Consider the following 14,676-nt stretch of genomic DNA (forward strand, 5'->3'; position numbering starts at 1 on the left):
GACCCTTCTTAAGCCGAGGGTCACCTAGCCAACTGACGTTGTTAGTGAACCTATGATTTGTTCACAAATATATAGAGCCAATCGCGATTATTGCGGTTGGCTATTTTTTTGCCTGTCATTTGGTGTTCTCCTTTTTCTACTCCCGCCTCTATACTTTCAGGCTCTGAATTTCAGGTGAAAAAAAAGCCAGCCACCGTCGGTGACCAGCTTGTGTTTTCTCGAATTTCGAATCCGTTTAGTAACCCATTAACTGCAACAAATTCTCTGCTGTGCTTATCGCTTCTTTACGGTTAGCAATGTTGAGCTTCTGATAAAGATTTCGAATGTGAGTTTTGATCGTGGTGCCTGCTACATCCAGTTCTTGAGCGATTTGCTCGTTACTGAAGCCAGAGTAGATCAAGCCCAGTACCTGCCATTCACGTTGAGTGAGTGGGCTGGTACGTACAAGTTCAGGAATGTTTGGGTGATTAACCAAGTTTTCAACAAAGTCTTCATCAAAGTGAACTGAGCGGCTGCGCTGAGTGGTCGAGATATCCTTCATGATTTGTTGTGCTCGGTGACGTTCTAAATCACCTAGGCCTGGCTTGTTGCTCAACTTATCTAAGATATGTCCGATAGTGCCACCATCGACCAAGAAGTTACCGACCATGCCTGTTTGGTTGGTCATGTGTAGGGCTTCTTCAAGTAATACACGTGCGCTGTCTTCATCGTTGATTTGCGTGCGTAAAACAGCCTCGACGATCAAGTTTCTATTCGTATCGGTAATCAAGTGTGAGCGCTGTGCTTCGCTCTTTAAGAATGCTAATGCCTCTTCAGCCTCTTCATATTGCTCAAGAATAATGTGAGCACGCACGATGTTTCGCCACTGAAGCTGACAGAAGTGGTTGCTAGCAGACTCCGGTCTTACAGCAACGCTTAGCCAGTCACGGATTGCATCTTTATCGCCTTTCACTTGCCAGAACAAGATCAGAGACAGTGAAGCATTCGCCGTCCAGTCAACGTGGTAGGTTGATTGGCGTAACAAGTGTTGGATCTGGTCAATAAACTTCGACGCTTTGTCGATCTCACCACGGCTCAATGAAATACGAGCTAGCATTGAGTAACTATGAAGGTGTTTACTTGGAGAGTGGTGACCGAGGATATCTAAGCCTTTGTAGCAACACTCTTCCGCTTCATCTAAACGGTTCCAACACCAGAAGATCTGAGCTCGTACGCGTAGCAAGAATTCATGTAGAGGTACGTATTGAAGTTGATGTTCTTCAATCAACTTGAACGCGCTGTCTTGCAATTCAAATGCCGCTTGAACGTAGCCTTGAGCAATCAATATTTCACTTTGTTGAAGAATTGCCCACAGTGCTTGATGGTAAACCTGATACTGGCGAGCCAACTTCTCAGTTTGCTGCATCATTGGTAGAGCGCGGCTCAGGTTACCCATGACATGATTGACTTCGCCAACAACTGAGGTTGCCACAATGCGGCTGCGATAAACCGTGGTATTAAGCTGGCTTAGAGAAAGCTCTGCGAGTTCGAGTGCTTTCTCTGGTTCGTTGCTGTTAATGGCTACCTGTGCACGTAAGGCGTTGTACTGGCCTTGTTGTTGAGTATCTAGCTCGATGTTTCGTGCTTGATACTGAGTTTCTGCCTCTTCTAACAAGGTACCCACTTGATCATAACGGTGCTGACTCTGCGCTAGCCATGCCCGTAGCATCGATAGTTTTGGCTCGCTGTAGAGCTGATCGGTCGTGAGCTGCTTAATTGCCATCTCTAGTGATGACAACTCACCTTGGTTAAACATCTGCCAGCCGTGTTCGCTGAGGATTTGAACAATCAAATCAGGATCATCGGCGCGTTGTGCGTGACGCAGTGCTTGATGCGGTGTCTTCTGTTTGATCCAGGCTTTTGCTGCACTGCGGTGCAGTTCAGCTTCTTGTTGCGGAATGCGAGCTTGGCGTTCATGAGCTAGGAATTCACCAAACAGGTTATGGAAGCGATACCAGTTCTTCTCTCCCTCAAGAGGGTAGATGAACAGACCAAATCGGTTGAGAGACTCGATCATTCCAAGCGCATCTTCACGCTGAGTGAGCGCACATACCAGTTCATCATTAAAGTGATCAAGTACAGAACATTGCATCAAGAACTGGCGGGTTTCTTTGTCTAGCAGGTCGAAGACTTCTTCAACCAAGTAATCCCACAAATGAGCATGATTGAAGTGAGAGAATGACTCAGCAGACTGCGCCAGTGTGCGTTTTTGGTGCTGTGCTTGAAGCGCGATAAGTTGCAGTGCAGAAGGCCAACCTTCTACATAACTACAAATACTATCGGCGGTTGTGTCATCAATGCCATCGGCAACGCGTTGATTAAAGAAACGTGTCGTCTCTTCGGTATCAAATGCCAAAGAGTCATTGCCTAATTCGATCATTAAGTCGCGAACACGCAGGTTGGCCGTTCCAAGTGGAGGTGTGCCGCGGCTGGTCACAACAAGCGTTAGGTTGTCGGGCATGTGCTTAAGGAAAAAGCGCATGGCTTCGTGGATGTCGTCATTGTTCACTAAGTGATAGTCGTCCAATACGAGGAAACATTCCTGATGGAACTCAGACATCTCGGCGAACACTTCACTTAATAGAGAGTGTAGCGATGAAAATTGTCTTTTTTCTGCCAGCTTTTGCGCATTAGGGCAGGCGTTTTGCGTCGCTTTATTGAGTGATTGAAGTAGGTAGTTGATAAAACGGAAGGCATCGTTGTCACTATCATCGATGCTATACCAACCTACGTTGGGCTTATCTACCAACCACTGGGCAGCCATGGTGGTCTTGCCGTATCCAGCTGGAGAGCGGAACAGTACGAGTTTATAGCAATCTGCATTCTGAAGCAGATCGAGAACCCTAGGACGCAGAATTGCATTGTGTAAGCGGCCGGGACGAGTCAGTTTCGAAGGGATCCACATGTCGAAGTTTTACACCTATTCCGTGGCTATGGTCTGGAATCTATCAAGCACGCATTGAGTGCTGTCCAATGACACTAGCCTAATTACTTAAGTCTTTACTCATATTACGTGAAGCAAAACGACACCGACTATGATCCTCCGCAGAAACCTTGCACTCCTGCATGTTTTTGAATCTCTACGCCCTTTATTTGTGACTTTTCTCACAAAATGTGGTGGTTCGATAATGTGACTTTGTTTCTGTTTGCACTGTATTTAATGCAAAAGATGATACCCGGAAATTATTTTCGTGATCTGAAACTCAGATTTGACAATGACTGTAATTAGGTCAAATAAAAATCACATCAATCGAAGTTAAGTTATCGAACGGGAGCTTGTGATCTTAGTCACTCCAAGTTTTTGTTCGAAGTCAGAACATGAGAGTCAGATCACTAACCCTATGTCGGTACGCCCCCTACGCCCTCCCATCTACTCCTAGTTTGGCGCGTTAGCGGGAGGATGTTTAGTTTCTAGTGACCATGCACGATATGTCACAGATGAATTAGAACTATTAAAAGCGAGATTTCTGAAATGAAACCAACTCAGCAAAAAACTTTCGATAAAGTGTCGTTCCAAGAAAGCGTTAAGAAACATCTATCTGCAACCTACGCAACTACTATAGAAAACGCAGATAGCCGCGCATGGTACCTAGCAATGGGTCGCGCGCTAGCCGAACTTACAACATTTGACCTGTTAGAAACTGAAAATGACGAGAAAATCAAAAATGCGAAGAGCGTAAACTACCTTTCGCTAGAGTTCTTGATTGGTCGTCTAACGGGTAACAACCTAATTAGCATGGGTCTGTATGAGCAGATCACGCATGCGATGGAAGAGTTAGGCCAGAACTTAACGGACCTTCTAGAAGAAGAACGTGATCCATCACTAGGTAATGGTGGTCTTGGTCGTCTAGCAGCATGTTTCATGGACTCTTGTGCAGCACAAGAATTCCCAACAGTAGGTTACGGCCTACACTATGAGTACGGTCTATTTAAGCAGTCTTTCGAAGACGGGCGTCAAAAAGAAGCACCGGATGCATGGCGTGGCGTTGAAGGCTACCCATGGGAAATCGCTCGTCCAGAACTTGCGCAACACATTGGTTTTTACGGTCATGTTGAAGTTGAATACATTGACGGTAAAGAAGTGCGTACTTGGGTTCCAGGTATGGAAGTAAAAGCAATGCCATGGGATCTACCAATCGTTGGTTACGAGTCAAGCACGGTTTACCCACTGCGTCTTTGGGAATGCCAGGCAATTGCACCATTCTCACTAGCAAGCTTCAACAACGGTGATTACTTCGAAGCGCAACACGCACTGATCGATGCTGGTAACATCACTAAGGTTCTATACCCGAATGATAACCACGAGAAGGGTAAAACGCTTCGTCTAATGCAGCAGTACTTCCACTCTGCAGCGTCTGTACGTGACATCCTACGTCGTCACGAAGCAGCAGGCTTCTCTCTAGCGGATCTTCCTAAGCAAGAGACTATCCAGTTAAACGATACGCACCCAACAATCGCGATCCCAGAGCTAATGCGCATTCTTATCGATGAGCGCGGCCTATCTTGGGATGAAGCGTGGGAAATCAGTGCACACACATTTGCATACACGAACCACACTCTACTTCCAGAAGCTCTAGAGACTTGGTCTGAGTCGCTAATCCAGCGTCTACTTCCACGTCACATGGAAATCATTTTTGAAATCAACCACCGCTTCCTGCAAGAAGTTCGTAAGATGTGGCCTGGTGACGGTGAGAAGCAAGCGAAGCTTTCTATCATCCAAGAAGGTTTCCACCGCATGGTTCGCATGGCAAACCTATGTGTAATTGGCTCTTACAAGGTAAACGGTGTAGCAGCGCTTCACTCTCAGCTAGTTAAGAAAGACTTATTCCCTGAGTTCAACGAAATCTTCCCAGGTAAACTGACTAACGTAACAAACGGTATTACACCACGTCGTTGGTTGAAGTTCTGTAACCCAGGTCTGTCTGCGTTAATCACAGATAAGATCGGTTCAGAGTGGCCTGCGAAACTTGAGCAGCTAGAAGGCATTGCTAAGTACGCGACAGACGCGAAATTCCAAAAAGAATTCATGGCGGTTAAGAAAGAAAACAAACAGCGTCTTGCTGATTGGGTTCAAGAGAACATGGGTATCGAATTAGATACTAACGCTATCTTTGATGTGCAAATCAAGCGTCTGCACGAGTACAAGCGTCAGCACCTAGACTTGCTTCACATTCTATCTCTGTACCACCGCATCCTTAACGAACCTGGTTTTGAGTGTGAGCCACGCGTATGTTTCTTCGCAGCAAAAGCAGCACCGGGTTACCACCTAGCGAAAGAGATCATGTTCGCAGTGAATAAGGTTGCCGAGAAGATCAACAACGATCCTCGCATCGGTAATAAGCTTAAGGTGGTATTCATCCCTGACTACCGTGTAAGCATGGCGGAAATCATCATCCCAGCGGCTGACGTTTCTCAGCAAATCTCGCTAGCGGGTAAAGAAGCATCGGGTACGGGTAACATGAAGATGGCTCTAAACGGCGCTCTAACTATCGGTACGATGGATGGTGCGAACGTTGAGATCCGTGAAGAAGTGGGTGATGAGAACATCTACATCTTCGGTCTAGACGTTGATGGTGTACAAGCACTGAAAGCTCAGGGTTACAACCCATACGATTACTACAATGCAGACCCACTACTGAAGGCGTCACTTGATCTACTAACTGGTGAAGAGTTCACACCAGGTCAACCAGGCCTTCTACGTGCAACGTTTGACAGCCTGCTAGATGGTGGTGACCCATATCTATGTCTTGCTGACTTTGCTTCTTACGTGAAAGCGCATGAAGACATGGGCACGCAATACAAAGACCAAGCGGGTTGGGCTAAGAAAGCGATTCTTAACACCGCATTGGTTGGCAAGTTCACATCAGACCGCTCTATCCGCGACTACGTGAACAATATCTGGAAACTAGAAGCGGTTAACCGTTAATACTTCCAACGCAGCCAAGGCAGCCTCTGCCTTGGCTCAATTAGCTTGTGAGCAAACAGATGGCTTAGCTCCGATAGAAATGCTCACAAACTGATTGTCACAAGCTAATTGATTAGTAACAGATTAAATAACAACCCTACAAAATTGAAAGCGTTAGAACGTTTTCGGAGAGAGCGATGAAAGAACAGACCGTATTAAAACAAGTCGCAGAAATGGCAAACCTTGCCGACAGTTACGTTAGTGCGTGGGGCGATGAAGCACAGGTATCAGATGAGACAATTACATCTCTACTGGCTTCATTGGGCTACGATACAAGCAGCGATGATGCACTGCTTAAGTCAGCAGAAAGAAAACACAAAAAAGATGTACTAGACCCAGTTCTTGTCTTGCGTGATGGTGAGCCAGTAGAAGTGGCGTTGAATCTAGGTGTAAGCGCTCGTGAAAGTGAGTTCAGCTGGCGTTTAGAGACCGAGCAAGGAGAGGTACTTGAAGGCTATCTTCAATCTCAAGTCGTTCGTGATGAGCGTGCAGAGGGTGGCCCTTTAGTGTTTGCATTGCCAAGTGATCTGGCATGGGGTTACCACAAGTTAATTGTGAGCCGTAAGCGCCGTAAAAAGCCTTACGAAATGACGCTAATTATTACACCTAAAGCGTGCTTTAAGCAGTCGCCAATTGAAGAAGGCAAAAAGCTTTGGGGCCCAAGTGTCCAGCTTTACACACTGCGCACTCAGCATAACTGGGGTATCGGTGACTTCGGTGATCTGAAACAGCTGGTTGCTGACATCTCATCACGTGGTGGTGATTTTGTGGGTCTTAACCCAATTCACTCTCTATTCCCAGCGAACCCAGAAGGTGCGAGCCCATACAGCCCGTCTTCACGTCGTTGGTTGAACATCCTATACATTGATGTGAGCTCAGTTCCTGAATTTGCATTAAGCGCTGAAGCGCAACAAACAGTAGGCAGCGCAGAGTTCCAACAGCGCCTTCAGAAAGCACGTGATGCACATTGGGTGAACTACACCGAAGTGTCTGAGCTGAAGATGAGCATCTTGCCTCTGCTATTTACAGAGTTTAAAACTCGTCACTTAGACAAAAACAGCGATCGCGCACAAGCATTCTTAGCGTTTGTTGAAGAGGGCGGTGATAGCCTGATGCACCAAGCGGCCTTTGACGCTCTGCACGGTGAATTGCATGCTGAAGATTCTGGTATGTGGGGATGGCCGGTATTCCCTGAGAAATACCGTACATTCGACAGCCCAGCTACTCAAAAGTACATCAAAGACAACCTAGATAAAGTACATCTTTACATGTACCTACAATGGCTAGCTGACTGCCAAATCAACGATGCTCAGTCATTGGCAGAAGAAAAAGGCATGGCGGTTGGCTTGTATCGAGATCTAGCGGTAGGCGTTGCGGATTCAGGCAGTGAAACTTGGGCTGATGAAGGTAATCTTGTGATGGATGCAAGCATCGGTGCTCCGCCAGATATTCTTGGTCCATTGGGTCAAAACTGGGGTCTTCCACCGCTAAACCCAGAAGTACTTCAGGCGACGGGTTATGATGCTTACATCAAGTTGCTTCGAGCAAACATGAAGCACTGTGGTGCGTTGCGTATTGACCACGTATTAGGCCTGCTTCGTCTATGGTGGATTCCAAAAGGTGAAGACGCAACGAAAGGCGCTTACATCTACTACCCAGTTCAAGACATGCTGTCAATTCTTGCTCTTGAATCTCATCGTTACCAATGTAGCGTTATCGGTGAAGATTTAGGTACTGTGCCGGATGAGATTGTCGATATCTTGGCTGATGCGGGTGTTCACTCGTACAAGGTGTTCTTCTTCGAAACATCAGAAGAAGATGGTGGTTTCATCTCACCTGCTCATTATGCTGAACAGTCGATGGCGGCATTATGTACTCACGATATGCCAACACTACGTGGCTTCTGGCACTGCGATGACCTGAAAATGGGTCAAGAGATTGGTCTGTACCCAGATCAGGAGCAGCTGAACGGCTTGTTTGATGACCGTCTTGAATGTAAGCAAGGTATCTTAGACTCTGTGGCATGGCATGGTTTCTTACCTGAAGGTGTAGGCCGTGACGCGAGCCAAGTACCAATGGACTCATACCTTGCGGAAGCACTTCAACTGCACGTTGCTGCCGGTGGCTCAACACTACTTAGTGTTCAATTGGAAGACTGGTTGGAAATGGACCAGCCAGTAAACATTCCTGGTACTGTAGATGAGTACCCAAACTGGCGTCGTAAACTATCGATGAACCTAGACGAAATCTTTGCTCATGACGGCGTGAATCGAATTGCTTCTAAGCTAACAGAAGTTCGAGAAAAAGCAGGTAAATGATGAGTTTGAGTGGCTTTGAAAATAGGTGGTTTTTTGCTTACGGCGTACGAAACTACAACCTTGGTCACTCAATAATGAATGCTCATCTGGTAGAATAAATCGTCGTTATATTGCCCGCACTAATAGCGGGCATTTTTGTATTATATTTTTTGGATGTTTGGTTAGGGAGAAACGTTTTGGAACTAAGTTCGATTTCAAAGCAAAAACAAATATATACCCAACTATCACAGGCTTGTTTCACTGACCCGTTTGCGTTTTTAGGGCCGTACTTACCTTCAGCTCAAGGTGCATTACGCGTATGGATCCCTGGGGCAGATAAAGTCGAGTTGATTGTTGGAAAGGAACCTCGTATTGAGTTAGAGCGAGAGGATGAAAGTGGCTTCATTCTTAAGCAACAAAGAGATTTGCGTTTTACTCACTATAAGCTTGCAGTTGATTGGGCGGGAGTAGAGCAGATCATCGATGATCCTTACCAGTATCATGATCTGTACGCGAGCTATGAAGACCTTCACACACCTAAAGATATGTACCATCACATGGGGGCTCAGTTTGTTACGCTAGAGCGTGATGGTCAGACAATTTCTGGTACTCGCTTCTTGGTTTATGCACCGCATGCAACAGCGGCTAGCTTAGTAGGTAACTTCAACTCGTGGGACGGTCGTCGCCACCCTATGCAACGTTTGGACTACGGTATTTGGGGCTTATTCATTCCAGACTTGGAAGAGGGCGCTCAATATAAGTTCGAATTAAAAGGACCAAATGGTGAAGGCTTACCTCACAAGGCTGACCCATGGGGTTTCTACTCTGAGCAGTACCCTTCGTTCTCTTCTGTGACTTACGATCACGCTCGTTATGAGTGGCAAGATGCCAAATGGCAAAATCGCCCAGTGACAGAGAAGCGTAAAGAAGCACTGTCGTTCTATGAATTACATGCTGGTTCCTGGAAGCGTAATGCTGAAGGTGATTTTCTAAACTACCGCGAGTTAGCAGCAGAGCTGATCCCGTACCTCACTGAGCTTGGTTACACTCACGTCGAGTTGATGCCAGTTTCAGAACACCCTTTCTATGGTTCATGGGGCTACCAGCCTGTTGGTCTTTTCGCGCCAACCAGCCGCTTTGGTTCACCGGATGACTTCAAATACTTCGTAGACCAATGTCACCAAGCCGGTCTAGGCGTTGTACTTGACTGGGTTCCAGCACACTTCCCAAGTGATGATCACGGCTTGGCTAACTTCGATGGTACACCGCTGTTCCACGACCCAGACCCGCGTCGTGGTTGGCATCAGGATTGGAACTCGTACATCTATGACTTAGGTCGCGAACACGTACGTCGTTTCTTAGTGGCAAACGCGCTGTACTGGTTCGAGCAATTCCATATTGATGGTATTCGTGTGGATGCCGTAGCTTCAATGCTGTACCTCGATTACTCGCGTAGCCACGATCAATGGATTCCGAATGTTGATGGCGGCAATGAGAACTACGACGCCATCGCGACATTGAAATGGATGAACGAAGAAGTCTACAAACATTTCCCGAATGCGATGACCATTGCGGAAGAATCGACGGCTTTCCCTGGTGTTTCTGCACCGACCTTTATGGGTGGTTTAGGCTTCGGCTTTAAGTGGAACATGGGTTGGATGCACGATAGCTTATCTTACATCCAAGAAGATCCAATTAACCGAAAATACCACCACGATACGATTACTTTCCCACTGGTTTACGCACACAGTGAGAACTATGTATTGTCACTGTCTCACGATGAGGTGGTTTATGGTAAAGGCTCTATCCATAACAAGATGCCGGGTGATGAGTGGCAGCAAACGGCTAACCTACGCGCATACATGGGTTACATGTACGCACAGCCGGGTAAGAAGCTTAACTTTATGGGGGCTGAGTTTGGCCAGACAGCAGAGTGGAACCATGATGACCAACTGCAGTGGTTCTTACTCGACTACGAACGTCACCAAGGTGTCCAAAAGCTAACCAAAGATCTGAACCATCTTTACCGTAATGAAGCTGCGATGCATGATTTGGACTTCGACCCACGAGGTTTTGAATGGCGTCTACAGGATTCAGCGGAAGCGAGCATTCTAGCTCACGAGCGTATCAGTGAATCTGGTGAGCGTGTGCTGGTGGTATCGAACTTTACGCCAGTTCCTCACGAGCACTTCCGTTTAGGCGTGCCGGCACAAGGTCAGTATAAGTTGCTATTGAATACCGACTCTGTAGATTACGCAGGTAGTGGTTTTGAAGTGAAGCAGGTTGCTGAAATTGAACAAGTGGAAAGCGAAGGCTTAGCGACATCGATTGAGCTGCGTTTGCCGCCATTATCAACGGTTTTCTACAAGCTGAACTAGTTAACGAAGATACGTCACTTATTAGACAGAACAAAAAGGGAACCTTAGAGGTTCCCTTTATTATTTCAGCAAATTGATCTGAGCTACTTGAAGTTGGTGAGATAGAGCATGGAGCGTCCTAGCATGGTCTCAAGAAGCCGAATCGAATCGGTGCCAAAACTCTCCAGCATTTTCTCGCGAAACTGACCTTTCGAGGTCGTATCAAAGGCCTCGGGGTGACTAACTTGTGATGCGTGGAAGAACATTAATTTTATCACATACTGGAAACGCTCTGTATCGAGGGCGTTCTCCCATGACTGTATAAATGCCTCTTCTGATGAAAAATCGAGACACTCCATGAAGAGCGAGAGCATGGGTTGGTGCAATACGGAGCGGATAGCACGAGTCGTTGGATAATAGCCCTGAAGCGTCGTTAAACTGATACCAATTTCTTGAGCAATCCTTGCATAAGTTAGTGCTTCATGACCTTCAGCAAGAAAAAGGTTGAGTACAATTTCATCGTAGTGCTTTTGGTTTTCTAGTTTCTGTATTTTAGTAATTCGAGACATTTTAAAATTATAGTCGTCTATTTCATATTGAGAAAGTTTAGGTATGTAAGGTACCGAGAACAAATAAATAACAATGAATTTATACGTTATAGCGCTAAATTAGTTTTAATTACAAGGCATTATAATTATCTATAACATGGGTGTGCCTATGGAGTGGTATTCTGCAGTTGTTTTGTTTTAGGCACAAAAAAGGAGCTTTAAAGCTCCTTTTTCAATGGGGTGACGTATTTGCTCAGTGTTGTTTGAAGTTCGTTAGATAAAACATTGAACGTCCTACCACAGTTTCAAGGAGTCGAACTGAATCGTTACCAAAGCTCTCAAACATTTTCTCTCGAAACTCACCATCTGAGCTGATATTGAACTCTTCAGGGCTTTTCACTTGCGAAGCATGAAAGAACATCAACTTGATCACGTATCGGAATTGTTCATTATCTAAAGCGTTTTGCCATGATTGAACAAAGGCTTCCTCAGACGAGAAGTCTAAACTCTCAATAACAATCGAAAGCATGTGTTGATGTAATACGGAGCGGATAGCACGAGTCGATGGGTAGTAACCCTGAAGCGTTGTTAAACTAATGCCAATTTCCTGAGCAATCCTTGCATAAGTTAGTGCTTCATGTCCTTCAGCTAGAAAAAGGCTTAGTACGATCTCATCGTAGTGCTTTTGGTTTTCTAGTTTCTGTACTTGGGTAATTCGAGCCATTACAAATCTCTATTTCGCGCAACATTCTGTAAAAAGAATATTAAGAGCTTCTAAATTAGAATTCAAACCAAAGATGTGAGGAAACGGTCAGTTTATCGTCAAAATCCGATGGTTATGGTTTGTTCGGTTAAGTTTTGTTCAAAAGTGGATAGGTAAAACAAAAACACCGCCCTATTGAGCGGTGTATCATTTTAACTAGTTGTTTAGCTTGATACTAAAATGGATACCAAAACAACGTTGGTTCAAGAATGCGTTTCGCGATAGCCAACATCACGATTAAACCAATGATAAATAGACAAATAAAATCTATACGTTTTAATGGTGCGTAGCTATACCAAGTGCGAGACTTGTGTCTGCCAAAGCCACGCAGCGTCATAGCATTCGATATTTCATCTGCTCTATCTAGGCTTGAGAAAATCAATGGCCCTAACACTTTAGCAACATTTTTAATGCGTGTAAGAAGTGGCGCTTTCTTAGATAGTTCAACACCACGAGCTTGTTGGGCATGCATGATGTTGACGAAATCCTTCTTAACTTCTGGCAAATAACGTAGCGTTAAGCTCACTGCGTAGGCAATCTTGTAAGGAACACCAATGCGGTTGAGGCTAGCCGCAAACTCAGTCGGGTGCGTTGTGAATACAAAGATCAGCGCTATCGGAAACATGCTCATGTACTTAAGTGTTACGGTCACCAAGTAAAACAATGTCTCTTGGCTCAACGAGTAGTTACCAGGCAAAGCAAGTAATAGTGTTTCGCTACCGATAAGATCAGTACCTTGTTGAGGCGCAAGTAGATACATGAATAAAGCATTCAGGCTCAGTACGCTAGCCGTACCAAGTAACAGCGGCTTATAAACCCTAACCGGCACTCTGGTTAGCTTGAGTAGATAAAGCCCCGTTAGGATGAGTAACGTGATTAACCGTAGGTCGAATGTCGTTAATACAACAGTCACCCAAGCTAAGAAAAGAGCAAATTTAGTGATGCCGTTTAACGCATGCAGCGGTGATTTGGTATCAATGTAGTTGATGCCGAATTTTACTTTTGATGCATTCATAGCGAGCTTCTCTCGTAGTCGATGAAGTACTGCATAAATGCATTGGTGTCGTCGATTTTCATCATGGTCGCGAGTTCATAAATGCTGGTGGTACAAAGATTTGCGCGTTCTAACAGCGATGGCTGACTGAATACTTCCGTCATCGCGGCATTGGCAATCAGCTTACTGTCAGCAATGACAATTGAGCGTGTGGTGTACTCTAGAACAAGGTGCATGTCGTGTGAAATGATCACGACGGTGATACCTAACTCGCGGTTAAGCTTTTGGATAAACGCCAGCATTGAGGTGTAGTTACGGTAATCTTGACCAGCGGTCGGTTCATCCAAGATCAGAAGCTCTGGCTCCAATACTAAGATAGAAGCGATCGTTACGCGTTTTTTCTGACCGTAGCTTAGCGCTTCGATTGGCCAGTGGCGGAACTTGCTCAAGCCACACAGCTCAAGAACGTTTTCCACCTTCTCTTTGATTTCCTGCTCTGTAACCCCACGATTACGCAGACCGAATGCAACTTCATCAAAGATCATATGATGCGAGATCATATGATTTGGGTTCTGCATCACTACACCGACTTTCTGGCTTCTTTCGAAGATAGAAAGTTCTGACAGGTCTTCACCGTTGAGGTACGAAGACCCTGAATCTGCGTCAATCACACCCATGATAATCTTGGTGATGGTTGATTTGCCGGAGCCATTTTTGCCTAAGATTGAAACGAACTCACCCTTACCAATCTTAAAGCTAACATCTTCGAGAGCGTTCTTTTCACCATCGTAAGAGTAAGTCAGGCCGTGGACCTCAAGCAAAGGTTGGTACTGTTTCTCGGCAACTGGAGTCGGGCGCTCTGCAAACCAAGTCTGAACTGCAGGACGGAACCTTTTGTAATCGAGAGCTTTGAGGTTTGATAGTTTATCTTCACTGGTCAAAGGTGCTTTCGCTGCCTTAAGAGCAGATAAATAAAGCGGTTCACGAATACCGTGTGTTTCAAGCAGTTCAGAAGCTAAGATTTCATCGGGTGTCATGTCCGCAACAACTTCACCGCGCTCCATCAAGATCACTCGGTCGATATCGCGGTGCAGAACATCCTCAAGACGATGCTCGATGATTACGATAGTCTTGTTGGTTTTTTTATGAAGCTGGTCGATGATTTCGATAGTCGCTTTACCCGTTTTCGGGTCAAGGCTAGCCAAAGGTTCATCAAACAACAGGATGTCAACGTCATCAACTAAGATGCCTGCTAATGACACGCGTTGTTTCTGACCGCCTGATAAATCATGTGGCGAACGATCAAGCATATCTGCTAAGCCGACCATTTTTGCTGTCGACTTAACCAGAGGGTACATATCAATGTTCGACACTAACTGGTTTTCCAGAGCGAATGCGATGTCTTCGCCAATACTCAAGCCGACAAATTGGCTATCAGTATCTTGCAATACCGTGCCGACTTGCTCGGTATAGTCGTGCATTGAAAACTTAGAGATGTTCTTGCCGTTGATCTCTAAAGAACCGGTAACCTCACCTTTAATCGCGTGAGGGATTAGACCGTTAAGACACTGACCTAGGGTAGATTTACCACTGCCGCTTGGTCCAATAATGACGATTTTCTCTCCTTTCTCTATCCTTAGATTGATATTTTTTAGCGTCGGTTTATCCAGCGACTCATATCTAAAAGAGAAGTTCGAAAATGCTATAGTCATT

At 45.5% G+C, this 14,676-nt stretch carries 8 protein-coding genes; 3 read left to right on the forward strand and 5 right to left on the reverse strand.

Features of this window, described 5'->3' with window-relative positions:
* Window positions 1–235: 235 nt before the first annotated feature.
* Complete coding sequence (gene malT, locus F0228_RS06445) at window positions 236–2,944, reverse strand: HTH-type transcriptional regulator MalT (protein WP_061032128.1); 2,709 nt, start codon at window positions 2,942–2,944, stop codon at window positions 236–238.
* A 567-nt stretch (window positions 2,945–3,511) separates the two neighbouring features.
* Here malT and F0228_RS06450 point away from each other — a divergent pair.
* The 3 genes from F0228_RS06450 to glgB all read left to right on the forward strand — a co-directional run bounded on the left by F0228_RS06450 (window position 3,512) and on the right by glgB (window position 10,679).
* Window positions 3,512–5,965, forward strand: a complete 2,454-nt coding sequence (locus F0228_RS06450) for a glycogen/starch/alpha-glucan phosphorylase (RefSeq protein WP_105058471.1) — start codon at window positions 3,512–3,514, stop codon at window positions 5,963–5,965.
* A gap of 176 nt (window positions 5,966–6,141) precedes the next feature.
* A complete protein-coding gene (gene malQ / locus F0228_RS06455) occupies window positions 6,142–8,322 on the forward strand; it encodes a 4-alpha-glucanotransferase (RefSeq protein WP_061032130.1) in 2,181 nt (726 codons plus the stop codon).
* Between the two features lie 176 nt (window positions 8,323–8,498).
* A complete protein-coding gene (glgB, locus tag F0228_RS06460; protein ID WP_171730502.1) occupies window positions 8,499–10,679 on the forward strand; it encodes a 1,4-alpha-glucan branching protein GlgB in 2,181 nt (726 codons plus the stop codon).
* 83 nt (window positions 10,680–10,762) lie between these two features.
* On the opposite strand, the gene F0228_RS06465 is transcribed toward glgB, so the two are convergent.
* From F0228_RS06465 to F0228_RS06480, 4 genes are all read right to left on the reverse strand, one after another.
* Complete coding sequence (locus tag F0228_RS06465; protein ID WP_061032132.1) at window positions 10,763–11,227, reverse strand: hypothetical protein; 465 nt, start codon at window positions 11,225–11,227, stop codon at window positions 10,763–10,765.
* Between the two features lie 232 nt (window positions 11,228–11,459).
* Window positions 11,460–11,930: a hypothetical protein gene (locus F0228_RS06470; RefSeq protein WP_061032133.1), complete on the reverse strand. Its 471-nt coding sequence runs from the start codon at window positions 11,928–11,930 to the stop codon at window positions 11,460–11,462.
* Between the two features lie 214 nt (window positions 11,931–12,144).
* On the reverse strand, window positions 12,145–12,984 hold the full coding sequence (locus F0228_RS06475) for an energy-coupling factor transporter transmembrane component T (protein WP_171762043.1): 840 nt from the start codon (window positions 12,982–12,984) through the stop codon (window positions 12,145–12,147).
* On the reverse strand, window positions 12,981–14,675 hold the full coding sequence (locus F0228_RS06480; RefSeq protein ID WP_171762044.1) for an ABC transporter ATP-binding protein: 1,695 nt from the start codon (window positions 14,673–14,675) through the stop codon (window positions 12,981–12,983). The genes F0228_RS06475 and F0228_RS06480 overlap by 4 nt, the downstream gene beginning before the upstream one ends.
* Between the last annotated feature and the right edge of the window lies 1 nt (window position 14,676).

The sequence above is a fragment of the Vibrio sp. 99K-1 genome (assembly GCF_013114585.1).
GTDB classification, from domain to species: domain Bacteria; phylum Pseudomonadota; class Gammaproteobacteria; order Enterobacterales; family Vibrionaceae; genus Vibrio; species Vibrio chagasii_B.

Excerpts from the sequence above, each read along its gene's own strand:
- F0228_RS06470 (WP_061032133.1), bottom strand. The coding sequence starts at position 11,930 with ATGGCTCGAATTACCCAAGTACAGAAACTAGAAAACCAAAAGCACTAC.
- F0228_RS06465 (WP_061032132.1), bottom strand. The coding sequence starts at position 11,227 with ATGTCTCGAATTACTAAAATACAGAAACTAGAAAACCAAAAGCACTAC.
- F0228_RS06480 (WP_171762044.1), bottom strand. The coding sequence starts at position 14,675 with ATGACTATAGCATTTTCGAACTTCTCTTTTAGATATGAGTCGCTGGAT.
- malQ (WP_061032130.1), top strand. The coding sequence starts at position 6,142 with ATGAAAGAACAGACCGTATTAAAACAAGTCGCAGAAATGGCAAACCTT.
- F0228_RS06475 (WP_171762043.1), bottom strand. The coding sequence starts at position 12,984 with ATGAATGCATCAAAAGTAAAATTCGGCATCAACTACATTGATACCAAA.
- malT (WP_061032128.1), bottom strand. The coding sequence starts at position 2,944 with ATGTGGATCCCTTCGAAACTGACTCGTCCCGGCCGCTTACACAATGCA.
- F0228_RS06450 (WP_105058471.1), top strand. The coding sequence starts at position 3,512 with ATGAAACCAACTCAGCAAAAAACTTTCGATAAAGTGTCGTTCCAAGAA.